The sequence below is a fragment of the Rahnella contaminans genome (assembly GCF_011065485.1).
In the GTDB taxonomy this organism is placed as follows: Bacteria; Pseudomonadota; Gammaproteobacteria; order Enterobacterales; family Enterobacteriaceae; genus Rahnella; species Rahnella contaminans.
The window spans coordinates 751937-775867 of sequence record NZ_JAADJS010000001.1; the positions used below are offsets into that span (position 1 = coordinate 751937).

23 protein-coding genes are annotated in these 23931 nt (G+C 54.1%); 14 read left to right on the top strand and 9 right to left on the bottom strand.

The window, feature by feature from the left end; all coding sequences use genetic code 11:
• Nucleotides 1–17: 17 nt before the first annotated feature.
• A complete protein-coding gene (gene yqfB, locus GW579_RS03395; protein ID WP_152326241.1) occupies nt 18–326 on the bottom strand; it encodes a N(4)-acetylcytidine aminohydrolase in 309 nt (102 codons plus the stop codon).
• Between the two features lie 203 nt (nt 327–529).
• On the opposite strand from yqfB, the gene GW579_RS03400 reads away from it, so the two are divergent.
• Nucleotides 530–1138 carry a class I SAM-dependent DNA methyltransferase gene (locus tag GW579_RS03400; protein WP_165057562.1) on the top strand — a complete coding sequence of 203 codons (609 nt, stop codon included), beginning with the start codon at nt 530–532 and terminating at the stop codon, nt 1136–1138.
• Nucleotides 1139–1340: 202 nt separating this feature from the next.
• On the opposite strand, the gene GW579_RS03405 is transcribed toward GW579_RS03400, so the two are convergent.
• Both GW579_RS03405 and GW579_RS03410 read right to left on the bottom strand, forming a co-directional pair.
• Nucleotides 1341–1703: a cupin domain-containing protein gene (locus GW579_RS03405; RefSeq protein ID WP_165057564.1), complete on the bottom strand. Its 363-nt coding sequence runs from the start codon at nt 1701–1703 to the stop codon at nt 1341–1343.
• 126 nt (nt 1704–1829) lie between these two features.
• Complete coding sequence (locus tag GW579_RS03410; protein ID WP_165057566.1) at nt 1830–2435, bottom strand: transglycosylase SLT domain-containing protein; 606 nt, start codon at nt 2433–2435, stop codon at nt 1830–1832.
• Between the two features lie 199 nt (nt 2436–2634).
• Here GW579_RS03410 and GW579_RS03415 point away from each other — a divergent pair, with 199 nt between their 5' ends.
• The 5 genes from GW579_RS03415 to GW579_RS03435 all read left to right on the top strand — a co-directional run bounded on the left by GW579_RS03415 (nt 2635) and on the right by GW579_RS03435 (nt 8419).
• Entirely contained in the window at nt 2635–3612 is a 978-nt protein-coding gene (locus GW579_RS03415; protein WP_152326245.1) for a GlxA family transcriptional regulator, read from the top strand.
• A 79-nt stretch (nt 3613–3691) separates the two neighbouring features.
• The gene (gap, locus tag GW579_RS03420) at nt 3692–4702 is read left to right on the top strand and encodes a type I glyceraldehyde-3-phosphate dehydrogenase (protein ID WP_165057567.1); all 1011 of its coding nucleotides are present in this window, start codon (nt 3692–3694) and stop codon (nt 4700–4702) included.
• Between the two features lie 227 nt (nt 4703–4929).
• On the top strand, nt 4930–5385 hold the full coding sequence (locus GW579_RS03425) for a MarR family winged helix-turn-helix transcriptional regulator (RefSeq protein WP_165057569.1): 456 nt from the start codon (nt 4930–4932) through the stop codon (nt 5383–5385).
• Between the two features lie 187 nt (nt 5386–5572).
• Nucleotides 5573–7321 carry an MFS transporter gene (locus GW579_RS03430; protein WP_165057571.1) on the top strand — a complete coding sequence of 583 codons (1749 nt, stop codon included), beginning with the start codon at nt 5573–5575 and terminating at the stop codon, nt 7319–7321.
• Between the two features lie 48 nt (nt 7322–7369).
• A complete protein-coding gene (locus GW579_RS03435) occupies nt 7370–8419 on the top strand; it encodes an HlyD family secretion protein (protein WP_165057573.1) in 1050 nt (349 codons plus the stop codon).
• A gap of 1 nt (nt 8420) precedes the next feature.
• On the opposite strand, the gene GW579_RS03440 is transcribed toward GW579_RS03435, so the two are convergent.
• Both GW579_RS03440 and GW579_RS03445 read right to left on the bottom strand, forming a co-directional pair.
• A complete protein-coding gene (locus tag GW579_RS03440; protein WP_165057575.1) occupies nt 8421–9434 on the bottom strand; it encodes an isopenicillin N synthase family dioxygenase in 1014 nt (337 codons plus the stop codon).
• Between the two features lie 159 nt (nt 9435–9593).
• Complete coding sequence (locus GW579_RS03445) at nt 9594–10469, bottom strand: NAD(P)-dependent oxidoreductase (protein WP_165057577.1); 876 nt, start codon at nt 10467–10469, stop codon at nt 9594–9596.
• 215 nt (nt 10470–10684) lie between these two features.
• On the opposite strand from GW579_RS03445, the gene GW579_RS03450 reads away from it, so the two are divergent.
• The gene (locus GW579_RS03450) at nt 10685–11056 is read left to right on the top strand and encodes a YebF family protein (RefSeq protein WP_104922019.1); all 372 of its coding nucleotides are present in this window, start codon (nt 10685–10687) and stop codon (nt 11054–11056) included.
• A 120-nt stretch (nt 11057–11176) separates the two neighbouring features.
• On the opposite strand, the gene GW579_RS03455 is transcribed toward GW579_RS03450, so the two are convergent.
• Nucleotides 11177–12295, bottom strand: a complete 1119-nt coding sequence (locus GW579_RS03455; protein WP_165057579.1) for an ABC transporter substrate-binding protein — start codon at nt 12293–12295, stop codon at nt 11177–11179.
• A gap of 174 nt (nt 12296–12469) precedes the next feature.
• Between GW579_RS03455 and GW579_RS03460 the strand changes: the two genes are divergently transcribed.
• Complete coding sequence (locus tag GW579_RS03460) at nt 12470–12736, top strand: YjbD family protein (RefSeq protein WP_095922033.1); 267 nt, start codon at nt 12470–12472, stop codon at nt 12734–12736.
• 64 nt (nt 12737–12800) lie between these two features.
• On the opposite strand, the gene GW579_RS03465 is transcribed toward GW579_RS03460, so the two are convergent.
• Together GW579_RS03465 and GW579_RS03470 are read right to left on the bottom strand one after the other, a co-directional pair.
• Nucleotides 12801–14417, bottom strand: coding sequence for a rhodanese-like domain-containing protein (locus tag GW579_RS03465; protein WP_165057581.1), 1617 nt, complete (start codon nt 14415–14417; stop codon nt 12801–12803).
• Nucleotides 14410–15015 (bottom strand): cysteine dioxygenase family protein, encoded by a 606-nt coding sequence (locus GW579_RS03470; RefSeq protein ID WP_152326254.1) that lies wholly within the window; start codon nt 15013–15015, stop codon nt 14410–14412. Before GW579_RS03470 ends, GW579_RS03465 begins: the two co-directional genes overlap by 8 nt.
• Before the next feature lie 195 nt (nt 15016–15210).
• On the opposite strand from GW579_RS03470, the gene GW579_RS03475 reads away from it, so the two are divergent.
• From GW579_RS03475 to GW579_RS03495, 5 genes are all read left to right on the top strand, one after another.
• Nucleotides 15211–16134: a LysR family transcriptional regulator gene (locus tag GW579_RS03475; RefSeq protein WP_165057583.1), complete on the top strand. Its 924-nt coding sequence runs from the start codon at nt 15211–15213 to the stop codon at nt 16132–16134.
• Between the two features lie 231 nt (nt 16135–16365).
• Nucleotides 16366–17463 (top strand): LLM class flavin-dependent oxidoreductase, encoded by a 1098-nt coding sequence (locus GW579_RS03480; RefSeq protein ID WP_152326256.1) that lies wholly within the window; start codon nt 16366–16368, stop codon nt 17461–17463.
• A gap of 9 nt (nt 17464–17472) precedes the next feature.
• Nucleotides 17473–18411, top strand: coding sequence for an ABC transporter substrate-binding protein (locus tag GW579_RS03485; RefSeq protein ID WP_165057585.1), 939 nt, complete (start codon nt 17473–17475; stop codon nt 18409–18411).
• Between the two features lie 208 nt (nt 18412–18619).
• Nucleotides 18620–18847, top strand: a complete 228-nt coding sequence (locus GW579_RS03490; RefSeq protein WP_015697366.1) for a hypothetical protein — start codon at nt 18620–18622, stop codon at nt 18845–18847.
• A 155-nt stretch (nt 18848–19002) separates the two neighbouring features.
• On the top strand, nt 19003–19857 hold the full coding sequence (locus GW579_RS03495; RefSeq protein WP_165057587.1) for a pirin family protein: 855 nt from the start codon (nt 19003–19005) through the stop codon (nt 19855–19857).
• Between the two features lie 72 nt (nt 19858–19929).
• Here the strand turns inward: GW579_RS03495 and GW579_RS03500 are convergent, their stop codons facing one another.
• Nucleotides 19930–21099: a serine hydrolase gene (locus tag GW579_RS03500; protein WP_152326259.1), complete on the bottom strand. Its 1170-nt coding sequence runs from the start codon at nt 21097–21099 to the stop codon at nt 19930–19932.
• Between the two features lie 459 nt (nt 21100–21558).
• Between GW579_RS03500 and GW579_RS03505 the strand changes: the two genes are divergently transcribed.
• Nucleotides 21559–23865, top strand: a complete 2307-nt coding sequence (locus GW579_RS03505) for an FdhF/YdeP family oxidoreductase (protein WP_165057589.1) — start codon at nt 21559–21561, stop codon at nt 23863–23865.
• Nucleotides 23866–23931: the final 66 nt, after the last annotated feature.

A 23931-nucleotide genomic window follows, 5' to 3' on the forward strand; every position in this document is an offset into this window, starting at 1 on the left:
CCTGTCAAACAAAACTGTCAGACCAGACGAAACGCGATCATAAACAGTGATTTCAGACCCGGGTAAATCTCGCTGATCACCTGTTTCAGCTCAGGTAATGTCATATTTTCCTGCACGGCATGGGCGTTATTCAGCTCGTCAAACTGTACCGGCGTAACGTCGATAATCTCGATATTGCAGAAGAAAACGTTGTCTTCATAACGACTTACGCGGACACGATCGCCCGCCACAAAATCCGCATCGCTGGCTTCACGGAGCGTGATCGTTTTGCGCCCGGCCAGAATATCGGCCTCGAAACGACCGTAAAAAGTGATGTCTTTCATCAGATGTTATCTCTCAGCGCTACGTTAAAGTCTTGTCCGCCACATCATACGAAGCATGCCGATAAAATCAATAAACACATTGATAAATATGATAAAAAATGATGAATTGGTAACAAATCCAAATCTTTCGCTGACAGGCGCTGAGGTCGCGTGAGACACTCAGAATTCACGTAGCGCGATCAAATGACGGTCAGAATGGAGAGAAAATGGACGATATTTCGGCGAAAAACATCATTTCACTGTATCAGCGACATGCTGATATCTGGGATAAATTGCGAAAAGATCAGGGATATGAAAAGGCGTGGCTGGACGATTTTCTGGCTCTGATCCCGTCAGAAGGCCGCATTCTGGACATCGGTTGCGGAGCAGGAAAACCCATCGCCGAATATTTTATAGAACGTCATTTCTCAGTGACCGGCGTCGATGCTTCAGAACCGATGATTTCGATTTGCCGCGAACGTTTCCCGGAACAACGCTGGCAAGTTGCCGACATGCGTTTGCTATCGCTGAATGAGAAGTTCGACGGGCTGATTGCCTGGGACAGTTTTTTCCATCTGACGCGCGATGATCAGCGCGCCATGTTTGCCATTTTTGAGAAACACGCAAAGCCTGATGCAGCATTGATGTTCACCAGCGGTCCCGGCAACGGCGAGGCGATTGGCACATTTGAAGGGGAAGATCTGTATCACGCAAGTCTGGCTCCGGAAGAATACCGGGCGCTGTTTGATGAACATGGTTTCAGGGAAGTGAAGATGGTTGCCGAAGACCCGACATGTGCCGGACATACCATCTGGCTGGCACAGTTTAAAGGCTGAGATAGTCAGTGAATTGGTGAAAGCTGCCGGAATGAAAGGATGCAGAACTGGCAGATTTTACGGAATGACGTGACGGACTAAAGCCGGACATCCTGGGTTTCTTAGATAATCAAAGTACGTATAATGTATATTATGTTAAATAATAATACCATTAACGCACCCGCCATCAATCCACCGTCTCTCCTGCCATTTTGTTCTTTTTTCATGACTCTTCATCTGCGCTTTGATCTTCAATATCACCATAATGCACGGCCAGCCAGATTGTGATTTCATTTGCGGCTGTCCACTCCACACGGTGTTTGCATAACGCCGGAATGTTAATGCAGTCACCGGCGTGCATTACCCGCGTCTGTGTTTCGTTTTCCATTCGCAGACCGGCTGAACCTTGCAGAACCGTGACCCACTCGCTTTGTGTCTGGCAATACCAGAAATCCGGCGGACTTGCCTGGCCGGTCGAAACAATTCTCTCGATACGTAAGCCCGGCATGTTTAACAGCGCGTCGAAGGTTTCGTGTTCCTGCGCACTGGCAGTAACCGGTAAACCGGCGAATAAATTGGACAGCATGCGAACTCTCCTTTCAGCGGGTTTCAGCCAATGTAAACTGACATCGCTACGTGAATTCTGAATTTATGGCAGTACCATAATGCTGCAGAATTCACGTAGCGCATTCTTTATTTATGCCGGTTTCTGCTATAACCCGGCATAAACCTTCTCGACCTTCGCCATATATCGTGGTGCCTGCGGCGCCGGATGATACTGACGAACATGCCAGTTAAACGCTTCCGGCGTCAGCTGATTGATCATCTGGATTGCCGTCTGGCGGTTTGCGGAAAATGTCCGCAATAAAGCACCGGCACCGTTGGCGTAAGCGACTTCTGTAGCATAGCGACGCGTCAGCGGATCGTTAATCCAGTTTAATTGCTGATGCTGTAATCCGCTCAGATATGCCGCGCCCAAATCAATGTTGGTTTCCGGGTCATGCAATTGTCTGTCGCTCGGGCAACCACGTTTACCTTTGTACCGGTATGCATCACAGCCGCTGGTCGAGGCTTTAAGTTGCATCAGCCCGATGGCATTCGACGGGCTGACGGCGTCCGGATTGTAACTGGACTCAACCTGAATGATTGCTTTAATCAGTTTCCGGTCGACTTTGTAATTATCCGCCGCATCTTCAATTTCATCGTCATAAGCGTGGGTATCGTATTTTTTATAATGCGTTTTGCCTGAGCAACCCGCCAGAATCATCAGCATAATCAGCAGGCTGATCCGTGACGTCTGTTTGAGTAATGAATTCATGAAATCTCACGGTTGAATGCGTCATTTTGGACGCTGACAAGATACCCTTAACGCCGCTGAGTATCATGGTTTAATTGAGTTTTTTCACATTTTATGTGTGCCAAAAATGCGCAATGCAAACCCCCTGCCGTTTTCATCTTCACGGACTTAGCCTGAATGCCTTATTGACTTATTTAATACAGATTGTATTTTTAATGCCATGAAAACTTTTCTGATTATCGTCCCTGACGGGGGCATGTTATTCGAGGCGGCCGGTATCGCCGACATCCTTATGCAGGCGAATCGTCTGATGCCTGCTGGCGGAACAAATTCGCCTTACCAGGTCACGGTCGCCACCACGCAACCTCACCGCGTGGTTCACGGCGTTTCCGGCCTGAATTTGCTGGCGGATCACCGGCTTTGCGACCTCGACCCTGAACTTCCCCGCGACACCATCCTGATCACCGGCAAAGGGCTGACCGAAGAAGAAGGCTCGAACGTCGTTGACTGGGTCAAACGCGCTGCACCCCATGCCCGGCGTGTTGTCTCCATTTGTGGCGGAGCCATGTTACTGGCTAAGACCGGGCTGCTGGATGGACGTCACGCCACGACTCACTGGCGATTACTGGACACGTTGCAGGCCGAATTCCCGCAGATCACCGTCGAACGTGGGCCCATCTATGTGCAGGATGGTCCTGTCTGGACTTCCGGCGGTGTCAGTTCAGGCTTTGACCTCACGCTCGCGCTGGTGGAAGACGATCAGGGTTTTAATCTGGCCAGAGACGTTGCACAGGATTTAGTGATGTTTCTGCGCAGGCCTGGTGGACAGGCGCAGTTTAGCCGCTATCTTTTGAATCAGGCCAGCGAAGGCCCTATCCGTGAGCTTCAGCTCTGGTTACCTGAAAATCTCACCGGTGATTTATCCGTCGAAGCTCTGGCTGAACGCGCCGCCATGAGCCCGCGTAATTTTACCCGGGTTTTCACCCGCGAAACCGGGATCACTCCGGCCAAATATGTTGAAGAAGTTCGCCTTAATGCAGCCAGGCAGCGGCTTGAACAAACCACACAAGGCGTCGAGCAAATCGCACTGGTCACCGGTTTCGGCAGTGGCCTGAATTTGCGGCGTGTTTTTGAAAGGAATTTACACCTGACCCCGACGGAATACCGGGAACGCTTCTGCTCACGCATGTTGGCGTAAATAGCTCTTTTATTGTCATTTACGCCAAATCTCCTTCGGTCTACATTACATGCAGGTCTGATAATAAAGGAGTTTCATCATGGTCAAAGTTGGTATCAACGGGTTCGGCAGGATTGGTCGAAATGTTTTACGCGCCGCACTGGGTCGTAATGACTTCCAGGTCGTCGCCATCAACGATCTCACCGACAGTAAAACCCTTGCGCATCTTCTGAAATATGATTCCCTCTCCGGCACGTTAAATGCCAAAGTCGAAGCCGGCGAAGGGCAACTGTTGCTCGATGGCAGAGCTATCCGCGTCTTCTCAGAAAGAGATCCGGCAGCGATTCCGTGGAGCAGCGTCGGTGTTGATATCGTTATCGAGGCGACCGGTTTCTTCACTGAAAAAGACAAAGCCGAATTGCATATCACCAAGGGCGGCGCCAAACGCGTCATTATTTCCGCACCGGCCAAAAATGACGACATCACTATCGTGATGGGTGTAAATGACGGCGATTATGATCCTGCCAAACACAAAGTGGTAAGTAACGGCAGCTGCACCACTAACGGTCTGGCACCGGCGGCGCAGGTTCTGCATTCAACCTTCGGGATTGAGCATGGCCTGATGAACACTACGCATGCGTATACCAATAGTCAGGCGTTGCACGATCAGCCTGAGAAAGATTTGCGCGGTGCGCGTGCGGCGGCGGTGTCGATTGTTCCGTATTCCAGTGGTGCAGCCAAAGCTATCGGTAAAGTCATTCCTGAACTGGAGGGCAAAATGACGGGTTATTCCCTGCGCGTACCGGTGCCTGTTGTGTCGATTGTTGACCTGACCGTCAACCTGAAACGTGAAGCCACGGTCGAAGAAATCAATGCGGCATTCCGTAAAGCTTCGGAGTCTGGCCCGCTGAAAGATATTCTGGGCTACAGTGAAGAACCGCTGGTTTCCAGTGATTATCGCGGTGACCCGCGTTCTTCGATTGTTGACGGGCTTTCAACGCTGGTTATCGGCGGCAAGCTGGTGAAAATTCTGGCCTGGTACGATAACGAATGGGGCTTCTCAAACCGTCTGGTTGATCTGGCGCTGCTGATGGAAAAAAGAGGTTTATAGCCTCCTTTTTCCTGACAGACAGTATAATGAGACACCGCCGTAAGGCGGTGTTTTTACAGTTGTTTCAGATAGACGCTTTGTGTTGAATAATAAACTGTATGTTGTAACTAAGCATCTCTGCTTTGAATGAAATGCGTTATTCCTGCGGCTCCATTAATGGTAAATGTTGCTGATCGTGCTAATCTTACGCCACTGAAAACCTGCTTACGCCCGACAGTGAGGAACCTTTGACCACTTTACGCCGCCCGGAAGCATCCATTCCCAGGCTCCGTTTCCTCCCGGAAACCATTCATATCGGCCGTCAGTTGCGCACTTACTGTGATGCCCGTTTCAAAACCATTGGGCTGACGCTCGCCCGCGGGCAGGTGCTGTTGCACCTCGAAGCCGCTCAGGGTCGCCTGCCTCAGGGAGAGTTGACCGCCCTGCTGGAAGTTGAGCATCCGACTGCTATCCGCCTGTTTGACAGCCTTGCCGAGCTGGGTTTGCTGGAACGCTGCCCCGGAGATTCCGACCGTCGTTCGAAAGACATTAAGCTGACCGACGCCGGAATTGAACTGGCGAATCAGGTTCGCAGCATGACCGATGACATTTTGATCCGCGTAATGGAAGGCATTCCGGATAAAGATATTGATGTCGCCCGCGACGTTCTCGCCAGCATCACCGCCAATATCGCCGCGCTTTAGTGGCGTTTTCCCCTTCCCGTTTTGCCCTTTCCTCTGCATTAATCACTTGCGTTACTGATTTGTTATTCGTTATTTGCGTTTGTAAATATCACCAATATGAATAATTGGACTAGACACATCTGAAACGCCTTATTACATTATGTAGCAAGCTACAAACTAGTTGGGTAACGACTTACAAGGCATAACGATGACGACGCGTTCTGATTCAGATGTCCGGCAGGACGCCGGTGAATTAACAACACGGGATGCATCACCAGAAAAAGAACTCTCCACACCACCGCCTGAAGGATTACCGAAACCGCAGCCAGCCTCGGTGCCTCCGTCACAGCATCACCCTTTTGCCGTCCGGGTCAGCACCTGGCTCTGGCACTATCCGCGTGGCCGGATTGCAGTTTATGCGCTGGCCTCGCTGATTATTGGCCTGACGCAGGGGCTGGGGATTAACCTGGTCAGCTCTAACCTGACGGGTATTCAGGGCTCGCTGGGCATTTCCAATGTCGAAAGTTACTGGCTGGTGGCAGCCTATACCGCGACCAGCGTCACCGGCACGATCCTGCTTTATAAAATCCGTACCCAGTTTGGCTTCCGGCGTTTCGGCGAATACGGGCTGCTGTTTTTTGCCGTGGCGTCTCTGGCACAAACCTTTACCCACGATTTTCAGACCGCGCTGGCCGTTCGCGCCGTCATGGGTTTTGCGATGGCCTCTCTCGGCCCGCTGGCGTTGTTTTATATGTTCGAGATTTTCCCGCCCGCTAAAAAACTGACCGCCGGGCTGTGTTTCGGGCTGGCGGGCAGCCAGATTGCCCTGCCGGTTTCACGCATTATTTCGCCGCATCTTCTCGATCTCGGTCACTGGCACCAGCTGACGATGCTGGAATCCGGTCTTTCCCTGATTTGTCTGGCAATTATCTGGATCCTGCCGCTGACGCATCCGCCCCGCGTGAAGGTATTCGAACGCATCGACTGGATCAGCTATCCGCTGATCGCCACCGCCGTCGCCTGTATGTCCGTGGTGCTGACGATGGGCCGTTATTACTGGTGGCAGGAGAAAGACTGGATAGGCGAAGTACTGGTAGTCGGGATTATTGCGCTGACCCTGTCTTTTATGGTCGAACTCAAACGTAAGAATCCGATAATCGATTTGCGCTGGCTGATGACGCCTGAAATGCTGCTGTTCACCGGTTCGATGCTGTTTATCCGTATGCTGCTTTCCGAGCAAACCACCGGCATGGTTGGCTTTCTGAATCTGGTCGGCCTGGTGAATGACCAGCTGGTAACGCTGTTTTGCGTGATTCTGGCCGCCACCGTTGCCGGGCTGGTGGTCGTCAGCATTATTCATAAAGCGAACCGTATCGTTTACATCCATCTGTTTTCCATTGCCCTGATTGCCGTGGCCTCGCTGATGGACGCCAATTCCACTGCGGACACCCGCGCGGAACAGTTTTACCTGACACAGGGCATGATTGCGTTTGCCGGTGCCATCTTTCTGCCGACGTCCTTATGGCTGGGTTTTATCCGCGCGTTGCAGTTCGGGCAAAGCCAGATCATCAGTTTCGTGCTGGTGTTTCTGTCGACGCAGAACGTCGGCGCACAGGTCGGCGGCGCTTTCCTGGGCACCCTTCAGATATTGCGCGAGAAGTATCATTCCGCCGTTCTGGTTGAACATATCAGTTTGCAGAATCCGCTGGTGGTCGAACGAATTTCCCAATACAGCCACCTGCTGAAACCGGTTCTGACGGATGGCACACAGCTGAGCGCCGAAGGTCTGGCGCAGCTGAGCACGAAGATCACCCAGCAGGCGGGACTGCTGGCCTACAACGATGTTTTTAGAGTGGTTTTTTATATGTCGCTGGGCTGTATCGTCGTGCTCGGCGGACACATTATTACCGGAAGGATCCAGACAAAAAAACGCGCAGCCTCCGAAGCGGTTGCCTGAATAAACAGATCCTGTTGACGAATTAAAACGAGGTATACGGACAAAGTGATGAAAAATATCTTTCGTTATCCATCCATTATTGTAGTGCTTTGCTTAGGCATTATTGGCGTGATGATTGTGTTGTACAGCTGGCAGCTGTTTCCATTTAACTCCAGGGTGGAATCGACCGATAACGCGTATATCCGGGGGAACGTTACCCTGCTCAGCCCGCAGGTGTCGGGTTACATCACCGGGGTGAAAGTGCAGGATTTTATGCCGGTGAAAAAAGGCGATGTGTTGTTTGAGATTGACGACAGCACTTACCGGCAGGAGCTGTTACAGGCCGAAGCCGCGGCGGCACAGGCGCAGGTGACGCTGCAAAACTTCGAACAGAACCGTGCGTCCGGTGCTGCCAGCCTGCAACTTGTAGAAGCGGAATTGCAAAGCGCGCAGGCAACACAAAGCAAGGCGTCAATCGATACCCGTCGCAACGGGCCATTGCTGCAAAAAGGATTGGTGTCAAAAACCACCGGAGATGAACTTCAGGCGGCGTTACTGACGGCGGAGGCCAACGTGGCAAAAGCGCGCGCATCCGTAAATATCGCACGCCAGAGTCTCGCGCTGGTGGAAGCCAATAAAGCGTCGCTGGCCGCGGCATTAAAAGCCGCGCAGGCGAAAGTTGAAGTGGCACAAATCAATTTACAGCACACGCAGATTGTCGCGCCATCCGACGGGCAGCTCGGCGAAATCAGCGCCCGCATGGGGCAATACGTCAGTGCCGGAACGCAACTCACGTCGGTCACACCAAAACAAGTCTGGGTGACGGCCAATTTTAAAGAGCGCCAGCTGGCGGGAATGGCTGTCGGTGCGCCCGCGTCTTTCACGGTGGATGCGCTGAACGATCATCCGTTTACAGGCCACGTGGTGCGGATTTCTCCGGCCGCCGGTTCGGAATTCAGCGTCCTGAAAGCCGATAATGCGACCGGGAATTTCACCAAGATTTCTCAGCGTATCGCCGTACGCATTGAGCTGGAACCGGATCAGGCGCAGAGTGACCAGCTGCGACCGGGAATGTCCACGGTCGTCAGTGTTGATACCTCAAAGGCACCTAAAATCTGAATCAGCCGACAATATCTGAGTAGTAGCGCTGCGCAACGTCCGGATGAGAGCGCAGCCGCCCTTTCAGATAGTTGAATCCCACGTCGCGGAACAGCGGATTGAGCGGATCGCTGGCATCGCCGCGAGCTTCTTTTGCCAGTTCAGGCGGCAATGGAAAGAGCGGCACTATGGCGTCCAGCTGCGCGCCGAGGAAAAAGGCCAGCGACAGCCGTTCGCCTTCAGCAGGCGGAGACACCACGCGGTGAACCGTCGCACGCAAGTAACCGTTGGTGGCCAGCTCCAGCAGTTCGCCGATATTCACCACCAGCGTATCCGCCACCGGCAGCGCATCGACCCATTCATTTTCCTCAACTTCAACCTGCAAACCACGCTGTTCATCCTGCAATAAAAAGCTCAGGAAACCCGAATCTTTATGCGCACCGACGCCCTGATTTCCCGCGCTGGCCACCCGCCCCGGATAACGGATCAGCTTGATGTGCTCATTGGGTTTTTCGCCATACAAAGGATCAAAGGCGTCTTCCGGCAGTTTCAGCGCCAGCGCAAAAGCCCGCAATAAACGCAGCGACATCGCCGTCATTTCCCTCTGCCAGCGCAGCAGCAGCGGGCGCAACTCAGGCAACGCTTCCGGCCACTGATTCGGCCCCTGCAATCTCGCCCACGCAGGCGTTTCTGCGCTTACGGATAGTTTTGGCCGTTCGGCACCGAGGTCAAACTGTTCGCGCCAGTCCGGCTGACCGCGGGTAATCTCTGACGCAGCGCGGTTATAGCCGCGAAAATGCGGAGAATTGATCATGGCGACGGCCAGCTTATCTTCTTCCGGCAAGGCAAAGAATTCCCGCGCCACGCGCTGCACGTCGTGAAGCAACGTGGCATCTACACCATGATTTCTCAGATAGAAGAACCCGATTTCGCGGGCGGCGTAACGCAGCTGCGACAAAAACGATTCACGCTCTTCTGGCGTACCAGAAAACTGACTGAAATCGACTAAAGGGATAGTTGTTGACGTCTGGCTCATTGCTGACTCCGCCGTGATTATGGGTGATAATCGTCAACGCTATCACAGCGCCGGAGCGGCCGACCAATAGCCAGATAATCTGGTTTATGCTTCGGGGTTATGAAAAAACTACGCGGGATATTAACCGGTTATAACGCGCCCGTCCGTGGGCTGCGCCGGTCAGCGGGAACCGAGATAACGGTAAACCACCGCCAGATCCTGGTCGCCATAACCGCCATCCACGGCGGCCTGCCAGGTTTCACTGATGCGTTTCATTACAGGCAACTCGAGCTTACTGCCCGCTTCAATCGCCAGATTGATATCTTTCAGCGCCCAGGTCAGCTGCATCTGCGGGGTGTAATCGCCGCTTTTGAACATCGCCATTTTGCCTTTGATATAAGGCGCCGCCAGCGGACCGCCGTCGAGCACGTCCCACAGGTCATCCGGCGTAAAGCCCAGTTCTTCGGCCAGTTGGGTACTTTCGGCGATGCCTTCCATCATGGCAATCAGCCACGCGTTAACCACCAGTTTCATTTTAGACGCGCGACCGGCTTCACCCAGCCATTTAGTGGCTTTCGAAATAGCGGCAAACACCGGTTCAACAGCTGCGCCCGCCTCACGATCACCGCTGGCCAGCACCACAATTTGCGCCTGTTCGGCGGGCGCTTTGGTACCCGAAACCGGCGCATCAAAGAACAGCACGTCCGGACGCTGTTCTTTAATGAGCGCAATCAGCGATTCAGTGGCAGAGACGCCCAGCGTTCCCATTTGCGCGATAATCCCGCCCTGCTTCAGCCCGGCCAGAAGCCCGTTATCACCCTGATAAACTTCGAGAGACGTTTTGCCGTCCGATAACATGGTAATCACCACATCGGCACCTTCTGCGGTTTCACGCGGTGTCAGGCCGCGTTGCGCGCCCGCCTTCACCAGATCGTCACCACGCGATGCTGTCCGGTTCCACACGCGGGTGGTGAAACCTTTTTTAATCAGATTGGTGGCAAATGCATGTCCCATCGCCCCCAAACCGAGCACCGCGACTACAGGTTGCTGACTCATGTCTTACTCCTTGTGCAAACGTTAAATGTATTCAAAAGGCTATCATCGCAGACCCTGCGGCGGAACCGGCTTCTGTAACCAGATGCAACAGAAGGGCTTATAATACTTAACCTCTTCCGGCGAAGTGGCGTAACATACGCGCTTTCGTGCCCGGGCTGACCCCTAATGCCCCGGCAACTCTGATTTGACTGAGAATTTTCAGGAGTCGCAGCACTATGAGTAAAGTCGTTTTAATCGGGATCATTTCCGTCATTTTTGCCCTGATGGTGCTGATGTTGGGCTCGGTCTATGTGTATCCGTGGTGGATGCAGCGCACGACTGAAGGCGCATGCAGCACCATCACCAAAGATAACGCCATCGACACTGTGACCCGCGATTACATGCAAAACCGCATTCCCAACTGGGGCAACGATAAAGACAATATGGGCACCTCCGTGCCGGTGTTGAATTTCATCAGCGATGACGTCAAAGAAGACAAAGGCACTTACCACATTCCTTTCAGCGCCAAAGGGCCGAACGGCACGCTGGGTTATGTGGCGCACTTCAACTGCTCAAACCATTACGTGAAATATTCCACCGTCGAGTAATACCGGTTTGCCTCCCCTGCGGGGGCGGATTTCTAATTACAGCATTGGCCCGATAAACAAAAACCGGCACGCGATTGTGCCGGTTTTTTATTGCCTGTCCGAAAGGATGATGCGGAAGAATTATTTCGCCGGTGGCAACTGACTCCAGTAGGTGCCGCTGAACGGAACCGGCAGAAACTGCGTATACAGTTCTTTCATGGTTTCCTGCGGATCGACATCTTTAAACAGCTGCGGATACAAAGTTTTGGCAAACACTTCGACGGCGACCATGTGATACGGGCTGAGATAGAAATTATGCCAGACGCTGTACGCCCGCCCTTCGCGCATGGCTTTCAGCGTCGATAGCACCGGCTGCTTATCCATAATCTGCCGGAAACTTTGCTCCGCTTCCTGCTGCGTGACCTGTGGCCCCAGCATCAGGTTGGACACTCTTTTTCCTTCCGGTCCCGCCATGCCCGTGGTGATATACACATCCGGGTTGGCCATAATCACTTTCTCTGCGTTCAGATCTCCGTATACGCTACCAAAAGCACCTTTGGCGATGTTATCCCCGCCGGCAAACGCCAGCAGATCGGCAAGATTGCCGTGAGAAACCGTGGTGCAGCATCCTTCACGGCGACCCAGATGCAATTGCAGCATCACCGTCTGCCTTTTGCCCTGATACGCCGCAATGCGTTCACGAACGCGATCCATATGCTGCTGATAAAAAGCGATAAAGCGCGCCGCTTTCTGCGGATGATTCAGCACGTCGCCCAGCAACTTTACGCTGGGGATCGTGTTATGCAGTTGATCCACGCGCAGATCGACGTAGATCACCGGGATCCCCGCATTAGTCAGCGTGATTTCCATCTGATCGCGGTCGGTTTGTTTCTTCGCATACACCGGCAAAATCACCAGATCGGGTTTCAGCGCAATCACCTTCTCCGCATTCAGCTGCGTATAGTTGTTTTGCCCGAGCAGCGGGATGGTGGCGATTTCCGGAAAAGCTTTTACGTACATCGCCCAGCTTTGCGCATCGAGCTGCGCCATGTCGCCCGGCCAGCCAATCACGTGCTGCGCGGGGTTTCCGTCCTGCACCAGCGCCAGCGTATACAACATACGGCTTTCGCCCACCACGATCCGCTGCGGATTATCCGGTACGGTGACCGTCCGGTTAGAAATATCGGTCACGGTTCTGGCCTGCGCCAGGCCGGATAACAACAGGCAGGAAACCAGCAGAGACTGTGTGAACTTACGCATAACACCTCAAAAACCGTCACAAAGGCTGAGATGATAATGATTATCGTTATTTGTCGCAATGTGATGATTGCCCACTACTACAGGGTTTGGTAACGCGCACGCGCCAGTTTGCAGCGACGCCTGCCCGTAATTCGACTACACTGGTAGCCACTTTCCTCACAGGACGCAGTAATGATGAAAAGACTGACACAACAAGATATGACGGAAAGCGAACAACGCGAGCTGAAAACGTTGCTCGACAAAGCCCGCAAAGCTCAGGGCCGTGAGTTGACTAATTCGGAAAACAACCGGATTAAAGATGACTACATCGACAAGCTGATGGAAGAGAAAGAGAAAGTGGCCGCGCGTGCGCGTGCTGAAAAACGCCGCAATAAAGCGGTTCCAAGCACCTCAGCGACCTATGACTGGACTGCCCGCACCCATCCGCGCGGCCGTCGTTAAGAACAAACTGACCCTCTTCGTGTATTACGCAGAGGGTCAGCTCAGAACATCGCGTTAACCGCTTTTACTTCAACAACTGAAAACCGTGACTCCCGTCTTTTTCCAGCTGCGCCACCAGACCGTATTCCCAGTCCAGATAATCCTGCATCGCCTGCGCGCTCACCGCCGTGCCTTCATACGGACGCTGATAGCGATCTTGCGCGTTCTCCAGATATACCGACTCGCCGCGCTCCAGTGATTCTCCGGCGTTAATCCAGCCGACCGTGCCCTTTTCCAGCAAATACGTCTCTTTACCGGTCAGCGCCGCGACTTCCGTGACAGCGTAACGCGCCAGCAAACCGCTTGTGCAGGTCACAACCCAGCGCGTTTTCTCCGGCTGTGCGGCAATGACCTGCGGAATATTGCCCCGCGTCGTCCAGACTGCGCCGGGAATTCGGCGATTACGGAAGTTCGCGCTGGTGGTGAGGTCAACCACGCCCGTACTGCCTTCTGCCAGCCAGTGTCGCAGCTGTTCCGGCGTGACGGATTCCACAGCAGGCGCAGGTGCAACCTGTGCTTTCCAGTCGCCCTGTTCTGCGAAATCTTCTTCTTTGAATTCCGCGACGTACACTTCCCAGTTCATCTGCGCCAGCCAGGAAGCCGCCATCCGGGCGCGCACGCCGTCGCTGTCGGCCAGAACGACGCGCGCGCCGCGCACTGTTGCATAATGATCGGTTTCCTGAACCAGCTGACCGCCCGGAACATGCCGCGCGCCAGTGAGATGACCGGCACGGTACTCTTCCGCTGTGCGGACATCAAACAAATACAACGTCCGCTGCGGATCCTGCTGCCATTCATGAATTTGTGACAATGTCACCGAGCGCACGCCCGCACGAATTGCCAGCGCCTGCGCGCCTTTCAGGGCAATGCGGCGGGAATCTTCGCTCAGCGCCGGATAATGGGCGTGTTCCTGATGCGCCAGCGTTTGTCCCGCCAGCGTCCAGCCAATGGTGCCGTTACGCAATGCCGCAACCGGCTGCGTGAATCCGGCATTGATCAGCGATTGCGTACCGATAATGCTGCGGGTACGACCGGCGCAGTTGATGATGATTTGCGTTTTTTTATCAGGCACCACATCGCGTAAACGCAGCGCCAGTTCTCCGCCCGGCACGCTCACGCCACCGGGAATACTCATCGCCTGAAACTCATCGAACCGGCGCACATCCAGCACAGCCACATTCGCGCCCTTTTCCTGTAATGCCTGAACTTCATTAGCCGTCAGAGACGGAGTTTTATAATGATGTTCAACCCATTCACCAAACGCCTTACTCGGCACATTCACATCAGTAAAAATCTCACCGCCCGCTTCTTTCCAGCCTGCCAGATCCCCCGCCAGTACCGCGATATCCCGGTAACCCAGCGATTTCAGAAACGCCGCCGCGCGCGTGGTTTTACGTTCCCCGCGGCGTTCGTCATAAAACTCGCCGTTATCGTAGAGCGTGATGGCGGTCTGCCGGTTAGGAATGCGGTCCGGCACTTCCAGTTCCAGTTTGGACAGCGCCAGATTGGCGGCAAACAGCGGATGCCCGGTGGCAAACGCCCCTTCTTCACGCAGATCAACCAGAGCCACTTCCTGCCCGTCACGCAGGGCCTGATGCAGTTGTGAAAAATGACGCAGAGGTAACGGATGAGATTCAGACATGAGTGTTCTCTTTTGACAGATCCCAGATATTGGGAATGTACGAATTGGAATAACCGGAGATGAAGGCTTTCTCGGTGCCGTCCGGCAGATAAACCGCCCGCGACACCGCACCGATATTGCCGCCGTAGACGTGAATACTGACTGAAACCCGGTCGTCATACAGGTTGCTGACCTGATGAATATCGAGCAAATCCGGCGCGATTTTTTCCACATTGCCTGGCTGTAACGTCACGGCAGCGCCTTCAGGATGCAAACTGCCGTCGCTGTGGCGGACATAGTTCTGGCTGGTTTCCCCGCCGCGCAGCATGCCAATCAGCCCCCAGACGCGGTGATCGTGAACCGGCGTTTTCTGCCCCGGTCCCCAGACAAAACTGACAACGGAAAAACGTGAAAGCGGATCGGCATACAACAGGTATTGCTGATAATGCTCAGCGTGCGGCTGCGCGGTGTCCTCCGGCAGCCAGCCGTCAGTGCTGACGAGCTTTTCCAGCAACGCACTGCCCTGCGCCAGTATTTCGGTCTGCCCGTGAGGCTCCTGCACCAGCCGGGTAAAATCCGCCAGAAACTGCCGCAGCGGTGCCACCTGTAAAGCCACCATACCTTCACCTCTTTCATCTATAAGCGATCCTGATTTCTCTCAGGCTAACACCGGTCAAACTCAAGCAAAATGCATTTTATGGATAATCTAATATGCAATTCACACATAAAAATGTGCGGTGGGATCCAGCGTCACCGGTGGAATTGTTTTATCCTGTGGAGACGCACAACGTTTACTTTCTGATACTGAGTCCCGATGAAAATTGAAGATTTGACCGCTTTTGTGGCGGTTATCCGGTTGCAGTCAACGCGACTTGCAGCTGATGAGCTGGGGCTGACGCAGCCGGCAATTACCCGCCGGGTGCAGAATTTCGAAGAGTCGCTGGGTATTCCGCTGCTTAACCGCCAGACCAAACCCCTGAAACCGACGCTGATGGGCAACCGCGTTTATCAGCAGTGCCGTCATATTCTGCGTGAAGTGGATGCGCTCAGCGATCTGGTCGCCGCCGACAGCCCGCCTTCCGGTCTTTTACGCCTCGCCGTGCCACAAAGCCTGAGCGAAGGCAGTCTGCTTCCCGCGCTGAAGAGCCTCTCCGCGCAGTTCCCGGATATTCAGCCGCGCCTGTCCAGCGGCTGGGGCGAGGAGTTGCTGTTACGCATTCAGCGTCAGGAACTGGAAGCTGCCGTGGTGCTGTTTCCGGCCAGCAAGCAATTCCCCGAGGGCGTGGAAAACCAGCCACTCGGCGCGGTTGACCTGGTGGTTGTCGGCCCGAAAACCACCGGCACCCTGCCGCAGCGGCTGGAAGATTGTTATCAGCGCGGCTGGATCCTCAATCCCGAAGGCTGCGGTTTTCGCGCCGCCCTGCAACGCGCACTGACTGAGCAGGGTTTGCCGCTGCTCATCAATCTCGAAGCCTTTGGTACCACGCTCCAGTTATCGCTGATCTCCGAAGGCCGCGGGCTCGGCCTGATGCCTAAACCGCTAGTCGAACGCCATCCGCTGCGCGATGAGCTTGAAATTTACGCCCTGAAAGATTTCGCCCCGCGAAGCCAGCTATGGCTGGTGTATCCGAATGTTCCGGCGAGTCAGGTTCCGGCGATTGATGCGTTTGCGGCGGCAGTGGCAGAGGGGCTGGATCTTGGGATTGCCGCCCAAACGGGCCTTAATTCCAAATTCTAAACCTTGGGTTGCCAGTTTGGGTGGCGAGCCCAATGTTTTGCCAGTTTGGGCGGCGAACCCAAGGTCTTGACTCATGCCCACAGCTAAAGGCCCAGCCCCATACAATGCACATTTTTTATATTAGCTTATCCATATAATTAATTTTTAACATAGTAGCATCCCGTTTATGGTGATAACTCCTGCCAGCGCAGCCACCATCCCGCTGGCCTCTGACCCGAGGAGTGACAGCCCGTGAGCGTGCAATTTATTGGTATGATCGGCCATCGCCTGGCATCTGAAATCATCCCGCCGACCGGCCCGATTTTTGATAAGCAATACATCGCGGATTTCGCCCGTGCCCATGAAAACGCCGGTTTTGACCGCATTCTGGTGGCATACGCTTCTGACCAACCCGACGCATTTCTGGTGACCGCCCATGCCGGTGCCAGCACTTCGCGCATTCATTTCCTGCTGGCGCATCGTCCCGGTTTTGTCGCACCGACGCTGGCTGCCCGTAAACTGGCGACGCTCGATCATCTGCTCGATGGCCGTCTGGCGGTACACATCATCAGCGGCGGCAGCGATGCTGAGCAAAAACGTGACGGCGATTTCGAGCCGAAAGATTCCCGCTACCGCCGCACCGACGAATACATCGATGTGCTGAAACAGAGCTGGTATTCGGAAAAAGGCTACAACCACCAGGGCGAGTTTTATCAGGCGGAAAACGCCTTCTCCGCCATCAAACCTTTCCAAAATCGCTTACCGGTCTTTTTCGGTGGTTCGTCTGACGACGCCATCCGCGTAGCCGGTAAACAGGCCGATGTTTTTGCGCTGTGGGGCGAACCGCTGGACAGCGCAAGGGAAACTGTTGAGGCGGTGAAAGCCTCTGCGGCCAGACATCAGCGTGAGATTGATTTCAGCATTTCTTTCCGCCCGATTCTGGGCAATACCGAAGAAGAAGCCTGGGCAAAGGCGGATGAAATTCTGACGAAAGCCACCGCGCAACAGGCGGAAAAAGGGACGGCGCTGGCACCCAAACCGCAAAGCGTGGGTGCGCAGCGTTTACTGAAAGCCGTGGCACAAGGCGACCGTCTGGATTCCTGCCTGTGGACCGGTATCGCCGGGCTGATTGGCGGCGGTTCTAACTCGACCGCACTGGTCGGTACACCGGAACAGGTTTCCGATGCGCTGCTGAAATATTACGATCTGGGGATCACCACGTTCCTGATCCGCGGTTTTGATCCGCTTAATGATGCCGTTGAATACGGCAAAAGCCTGATCCCGCTGACAAAGCAGAAAATCGCTGCCCGGCAGGCACACAATAAAACCGACGCAACCACGCTGGTATAAGGAACCCTGATGCGAGTGAATGTGAAAAGTCTCCTGCTGCTGGCAACGCTTATCAGTGGCACGTTTGCTGCCAGCGCCGAACAAATCACCCTGCGCGTTGCCGATCAGAAAGGGAATATGCGGGCACAGCTGGAAGCGGCGAATAAACTGGACAATCTGCCCTACAAAATTGAATGGTCAGAATTTCCCGCCGCCGCCCCGCTGGCGGAAGCCCTGAATGCCCAGGCCGTGGATGTCGGCATTATTGGCGATGCGCCGCTGCTGTTTGCCGAAGCGGCGGGCGCGCAGGTGAAAGCGATCGCCGTCGACAAATCTGACGCTTACGGCACCGCGTTGCTGGTGAAAGCCGACAGCCCGATTAAATCGGCGGCGGATTTGAAAGGCAAAAGCATCGCCACCAACCGCGGCTCTATCGGGCATTTCGTGGCGCTGAAAGCGCTGGCCTCCGCCGGGCTGAGCACCAAAGATGTCACGTTCCGTTTTCTCCCGCCGAGCGATGCCAAGCTGGCACTGACGCAGGGTTCCGTAGATGTGTGGGCGACGTGGGAACCCTACACCGCATTTGCTGAAACGCAGGATCATCTGCGTGTGCTGGTGAACGGGCGCGGTTTGTGGTCGGGGAACAGTTTCCTTGCAGCGACTGACACGGCGCTTAAAGATCAGGGTAAACGTCAGGCGATTGCGGATTACCTGCAACGGCTGAGCGACGCGCAGATCTGGGCGTATAAAAATCTGGATGCCTACAGCGAAAAGCTGGCGAAGATTATTGGCTTCCCGCTGGACGCGGCGAAGCTGTCGTTTGAACGCCGTAAATCCTACTGGCAACCCATCGACTCTGACACGGAAACGCAGCAACAGCAGACTGCCGATTTCTATCATGCACAGGGTCTGTTGCCGGTCGCGCTGAATGTCACCGGCACCTTTGACCATTCTTTCCTGCTGAAATAGCGTCACGCGGTTTCTACCGTACCTTCATAAACACCGGCTTCGTGCCGGTGTTTGCATTTTTGCCTTCTCTCTTTGTGCGCTATAACACACTGATAAGCCGTGTTTTCCCTCTGTTTCGCAAACTGTGAACTGCCGCCCTGTACGGAAAATTCAGACGTGGTTAATAGAAGACGTCGCCCGTCATCAGGCTCAGCTAACAGGATGCAGCATGGAAAATTACGCGAACAAAAGTGGTGATTCACAGGTTGTCAGCTTCCAGATTGATGCCAACTCGATCAAAGTCCGCTTCAAAAACAATCACGTTTATCTCTACGATATCCGCCATCCCGGGCCGGAACATCTCGAAAAAATGAAAGAGCTCGCCCGCGCCGGTTGGGGGCTGAACACCTACATCGAAAGCGAAGTGAAAACGGATTTCTCGTCGAAAGTTTTCTGACATCAGGACTGCGTTTCCGGGCGGTTGTGAGCCAGCCGCCCGCGTTTTGTGTACCGTTTCAGCGCAAATTACACCTTGTTAACAATCAGCTGTGACAACCTCCGCTGAACCCGCTAGTCTTCGTTATTATCCAGTGTTTTAACGGAAACCTCGCCATGACCCGAAAAATTGTTAAGCAATACAAAGCCTATCGTGATGATATTCGCGATCTGCAAACCCGCCGTCCGGTTCCGGGGCCGGAACTCGAGCAGCTCGACCCTTTCCTGTTTCTCAATCATCACGGACCGCAGGTTTATGCACCGGATAATCTTGGTTTACCGTTCGGCCCGCATCCGCATCGCGGATTTGAAACGGTCACGTTTATCCTGCGCGGCGAACTGGCGCACAGCGATACCGGTGGCCATGAAAGTATTATCGGCACCGGCGGCGTGCAGTGGATGACAGCCGGTTCGGGTCTGATTCACTCGGAACTGTCACCGGAAGCGTTCAAACGCCACGGCGGTGAACTGGAAATCCTGCAACTTTGGGTGAATTTGCCGTCACGGCTGAAAATGACGCCGCCGGGTTATGTCGGTTTACAGGCACAAGACATCCCGCAAATTCCGCTGAGCAGAGGACACGGCGAAATCAGCCTGATTTCCGGCAGCGTTGCAGGCGTAACCGGCCCGATAAAATCACTGACCGATGTCACCCTGATGACCGTTCAGATGAGCGCGGGTAGCGAAGTAACATTGCATGCGCCAGCGGCACGACAGGTCTTCCTGTATACGGTGAAAGGACGGCTGAAAATTGATGATATTCTGGCGCAGGCCTGGCATCTGATTGAACTGGATAACAGCGATGACCGCGTGACGATCACCGCAACCGATGACGCCACATTCCTGTTCGGGCACGCCGATAAAATCAATGAACCGGTGGTTTCTCACGGCCCGTTTGTAATGAATACGGTGCAGGAAATTAATCAGGCCATTCTGGATTATCAGGCCGGAAAGTTTGATGTGAAGCTATGAGGAATTTTATTAGCAAGGGGTAAACCCACCCCCATCCCAACCTTCCCCTCGTGAGAGGGGAAGGAGCAGAACTTAGATTTTCAGTTTCACGTAGTCAATGGCACGGCTGATGATCCCGCCCTGCGCCACGTCTTCCAGCGCCACCAGCGGCACGGTTTTGATGACTTTACCGTTATCCACGATATTAATGCTGCCCAGTTCCTGGCCTTTTTTCAGCGGCGCGTCAATCTGCGGATTGGTCAGCACGTACTGCGCTTTCAGTTTATCGGCGTCAGACTGCGGAACGCTGATGAACACATCGCTCAGGGAACCGACTTTCACCTGAGGATTCGCACCGAACCAGACGTGCTCGCTGGAAACGGTCTGATTCGCCTTGAAAATCTGCTTGCTGGTGTATTCACGGAAGCCCCAGGTCAGCAGTTTACGCGCCTGTTCTTCACGCCCTTTTGCACTTTTCCCGCCCATAACGACGGCAATCAGACGACGGTCGCCCTGCGTGGCGGACGCGATAATGTTGAAACCGGCGCTTTCGGTGTGACCGGTTTTCAGGCCATCGACTTGCAGGTTTTTATCCCACAACAGGCCGTTGCGGTTCTGCTGGGTGATGTTGTCGTACGTCAGCGATTTCTCAGCATACATACGGTATTCCTCAGGCTCGCCGCCGATAATCGCACGGGAAAGTTTTGCCAGATCGTAGGAGGTGGTGAACTGCCCCGGCGCATCCAGACCGTGTACGGTTTCGAAATGCGTGTTGGTCAGGCCCATGCTGACCACGTACTGGTTCATCATGCCGACGAAGGAATCCTGGCTTCCGGCCACGTAATCCGCCATCGCCACGCACGCGTCGTTGCCGGAAGTAATGATGATGCCGCGGATAAGATCACGCACGGAAACGCGGTCGCCCGGTTTAAGGAACATCAGCGAAGAACCTTCGAGGCTTTTGTTACCGGCCACCCAGGCTTCCTGAGGAACGGTCACCACGTCGTCCATGGTGATTTTTTTGTGGTCCAGCGCGCGGTCGATAACATAACCAGTCATCAGTTTGGTCAGGCTTGCCGGGTTGCGGCGGTCGTCCGGGTTCCCGGCGGCCAGCACATCACCGCTGGCGTAATCCATCAGCACGAAGGACGCGGCATCGATACTCGGTGGCACAACCGGGAAATCCAGTGGAGCGACAGCTTTAACGCTGCCTGCGGAGAACATCAACACACAAGAGAGGACACTAATTACACTACGTTTCACTGAATCATCCTTAAACGCGCCTTACCGGCAGGCGCAAAATGCAAACCTGCCAGCAGATAAAAAAATACGGAATATTATTTGCCGCATAGGGTGCCCTAAATCGTCGCTCAGAAAAACCCTTAGTCTTTTGCTAACCATTTCATAGTGAAACGGTTCTGTTACATCTTGATCTTAATTTGACCAAAATCCTCACACGGTGCCGTCATCACCCTTTCTTATCGCAACCCGCTGTTTTAACTCCGTGTGATAATCACAACGCGCGTCGCATTCTGCCGGTCAAAATCCGTTATTCGTGCAGATTTTTGGGCAATAGACAGATCTAATCACACCATCATGGCATTCGATTAGACGCCGCTTCATCTCCCTCCTAAACTTGTGACATAAAATTAACAATCGGATTAACAATTCACCGTTCTGATTGTTTACAGACCAGACAAAAACCACCTGCGAAGCATAACTATGAAATTTAAAACTGAGATCAAACCCTACCACGGCGCGGCCGGTGGCTGGGGTGCACTGGAATCCACTACCCGTTTCGTCTTCGACAGTAAAAAAGTCCTTTCCAATCTGCGCAACCTGATGCGTGTTAACAAAGGTCGCGGATTTGACTGCCCGGGCTGTGCCTGGGGTGATGATAACCACAGTACGTTCAGTTTCTGTGAAAACGGAGCAAAAGCCGTCAGCTGGGAAGCCACCCGCAAAGCGGTTGAGCCGGAATTTTTTGCCCAGCACAGCGTGACCAAACTGCGCGCGCAGAGCGATTACTTCCTCGAATATCAGGGCCGCCTGACCCACCCGATGCGCTATAACCGCACCACCGACCATTACGAACCGATCAGCTGGGACGCCGCATTTTCGCTGATCGCCAGCCATCTTAAAGGCCTTGAAAGCCCGGATCAGGCAGATTTCTATACCTCCGGCCGCGCCAGTAACGAAGCTTCTTACCTTTATCAGGTCTTTGGCCGTATGTTCGGCACCAACAATTTCCCTGACTGCTCGAATATGTGTCACGAAGCCAGCGGCGTGGGTCTGAAACAAAGTATCGGCGTCGGTAAAGGCACCATCCGTCTGGATGATTTCGAAAAAGCGGATGCGATTTTTGTTTTCGGCCAGAACCCCGGCACTAACCACCCGCGTATGCTGCACAGCCTGCGTCATGCGTCTGACCGCGGCGCAAAAGTCGTCAGCTTCAATACCCTGCGTGAACGGGGTCTGGAACGTTTTGCCGATCCGCAAAAACCGCTGGAAGTGGTCACACCGAAAGCCGGTCGCATCAGTTCTGCTTATTACCAGCCGAATCTTGGCGGAGACATGGCTGCCGTGCGCGGTATCGTGAAAGCGTTATTGCAGACGCATCGCGAGCGCATTGCGTCCGGCCAGCCTTCCCTGTTTGATGAAGAATTTATTGCGGCAAACTGCGCCGGTGTGGACGAGTATCTGGCTATCGTCGATGACACCAGCTGGGACAAAATCACTGAACAGTCCGGCCTGAGTGAGCAAGACCTGCGCGAAGCCGCGGCGATTTATATGAATGCTGAACGCGTGATTTGTACCTGGGCGATGGGGGTGACGCAGCATAAACATTCCGTTCCGACCGTGCGTGAAATCACTAACCTGCAACTGCTGTTCGGTCAGCTGGGTAAACCGGGTGCCGGTTTGTGTCCGGTGCGTGGTCACAGTAATGTGCAGGGCAACCGCACAATGGGGATCGATGAGAAAGCGCCGAAAGCCCTGCTCGATGCCATGGAAAGCCATTTCAAATTCACTCCACCGCGCGTTCCCGGCCACAATACCGTTGAAGCGCTGGAAGCTATGCTGCGTCATGAAGCCAAAGTGCTGATTTGCCTCGGCGGTAATCTGGCCGCAGCGGCGCCGGATACGCCGCGTACCGAACAGGCACTGAGCAATCTGGATTTGTCCGTGCAAATCAGCACCAAGCTGAACCGCACGCACCTGACGCCGGGCGCTGAAGCGCTGATCCTGCCAACGCTGGGGCGTACTGAGCTGGATATGCAGGCGACCGGTTCGCAGTTCATCACCGTGGAAGATTCTTTCAGCATGGTGCATGCGTCCGAAGGCGTGGGGATTCCGTTGTCGAAAGAGCAGCGTTCAGAAACCGCAATTGTCTGTGGTATCGCCAACGCCGTGCTGGGCGACAAATACCTGGACTGGATGGCGCTGGCCGACGATTACAACCTGATCCGCGACCATATCGAAGCGACAATCCCAGGATTCAAGGATTTCAACGCGCGCTGTGATATCAAAGGCGGTTTCTATCTGGGGAATGCGGCTGCCGAGCTGAACTTCAATACCCTGAGCGGCAAAGCCAATTTCAGCGCTGCGCCGTTGCCGGACGTGCTGATCCCAATGGGTGACCAGAATGCACCCTTTACGTTGCAAACTTTGCGCTCTCACGATCAGTACAACACCACGATTTACGGCCTTGATGACCGTTATCGTGGCGTGTACGGCCAGCGCGAAGTGCTGTTCATTCACCCGCAGGATCTGGCCGATCTGGGCCTTAAAGACGGCGAACTGGTGGAAATCGAAACGCTGTGGAACGACGGTATTGAGCGCAAGGTGACCGGGTTTAAACTGGTCAGCTACGACATTCCGCGCGGCAATCTGGCCGCCTATTATCCGGAAACCAATCCGCTGGTCCCGATGTCCAGTTTTGGTGACCAGACGCACACGCCAACTTCTAAAGCCGTTCCGGTGACAATCCGTCGCTGCGAACAAAAAGTCGACCTGCAACGTATTGCATAACCCGTTCTGCGGGATGCGCCGTAAATCTCCCCTTTTGCTTCAGGGTTATGAGGCAAAAGGGGCAGA

Coding starts and splice junctions, on each gene's coding strand:
- GW579_RS03400 (WP_165057562.1), top strand. CDS start 530: ATGGACGATATTTCGGCGAAAAACATCATTTCACTGTATCAGCGACAT.
- GW579_RS03405 (WP_165057564.1), bottom strand. CDS start 1,703: ATGCTGTCCAATTTATTCGCCGGTTTACCGGTTACTGCCAGTGCGCAG.
- GW579_RS03410 (WP_165057566.1), bottom strand. CDS start 2,435: ATGAATTCATTACTCAAACAGACGTCACGGATCAGCCTGCTGATTATG.
- GW579_RS03415 (WP_152326245.1), top strand. CDS start 2,635: ATGAAAACTTTTCTGATTATCGTCCCTGACGGGGGCATGTTATTCGAG.
- gap (WP_165057567.1), top strand. CDS start 3,692: ATGGTCAAAGTTGGTATCAACGGGTTCGGCAGGATTGGTCGAAATGTT.
- GW579_RS03430 (WP_165057571.1), top strand. CDS start 5,573: ATGACGACGCGTTCTGATTCAGATGTCCGGCAGGACGCCGGTGAATTA.
- GW579_RS03435 (WP_165057573.1), top strand. CDS start 7,370: ATGAAAAATATCTTTCGTTATCCATCCATTATTGTAGTGCTTTGCTTA.
- GW579_RS03440 (WP_165057575.1), bottom strand. CDS start 9,434: ATGAGCCAGACGTCAACAACTATCCCTTTAGTCGATTTCAGTCAGTTT.
- GW579_RS03445 (WP_165057577.1), bottom strand. CDS start 10,469: ATGAGTCAGCAACCTGTAGTCGCGGTGCTCGGTTTGGGGGCGATGGGA.
- GW579_RS03450 (WP_104922019.1), top strand. CDS start 10,685: ATGAGTAAAGTCGTTTTAATCGGGATCATTTCCGTCATTTTTGCCCTG.
- GW579_RS03455 (WP_165057579.1), bottom strand. CDS start 12,295: ATGCGTAAGTTCACACAGTCTCTGCTGGTTTCCTGCCTGTTGTTATCC.
- GW579_RS03460 (WP_095922033.1), top strand. CDS start 12,470: ATGAAAAGACTGACACAACAAGATATGACGGAAAGCGAACAACGCGAG.
- GW579_RS03465 (WP_165057581.1), bottom strand. CDS start 14,417: ATGTCTGAATCTCATCCGTTACCTCTGCGTCATTTTTCACAACTGCAT.
- GW579_RS03470 (WP_152326254.1), bottom strand. CDS start 15,015: ATGGTGGCTTTACAGGTGGCACCGCTGCGGCAGTTTCTGGCGGATTTT.
- GW579_RS03475 (WP_165057583.1), top strand. CDS start 15,211: ATGAAAATTGAAGATTTGACCGCTTTTGTGGCGGTTATCCGGTTGCAG.
- GW579_RS03485 (WP_165057585.1), top strand. CDS start 17,473: ATGCGAGTGAATGTGAAAAGTCTCCTGCTGCTGGCAACGCTTATCAGT.
- GW579_RS03490 (WP_015697366.1), top strand. CDS start 18,620: ATGGAAAATTACGCGAACAAAAGTGGTGATTCACAGGTTGTCAGCTTC.
- GW579_RS03495 (WP_165057587.1), top strand. CDS start 19,003: ATGACCCGAAAAATTGTTAAGCAATACAAAGCCTATCGTGATGATATT.
- GW579_RS03505 (WP_165057589.1), top strand. CDS start 21,559: ATGAAATTTAAAACTGAGATCAAACCCTACCACGGCGCGGCCGGTGGC.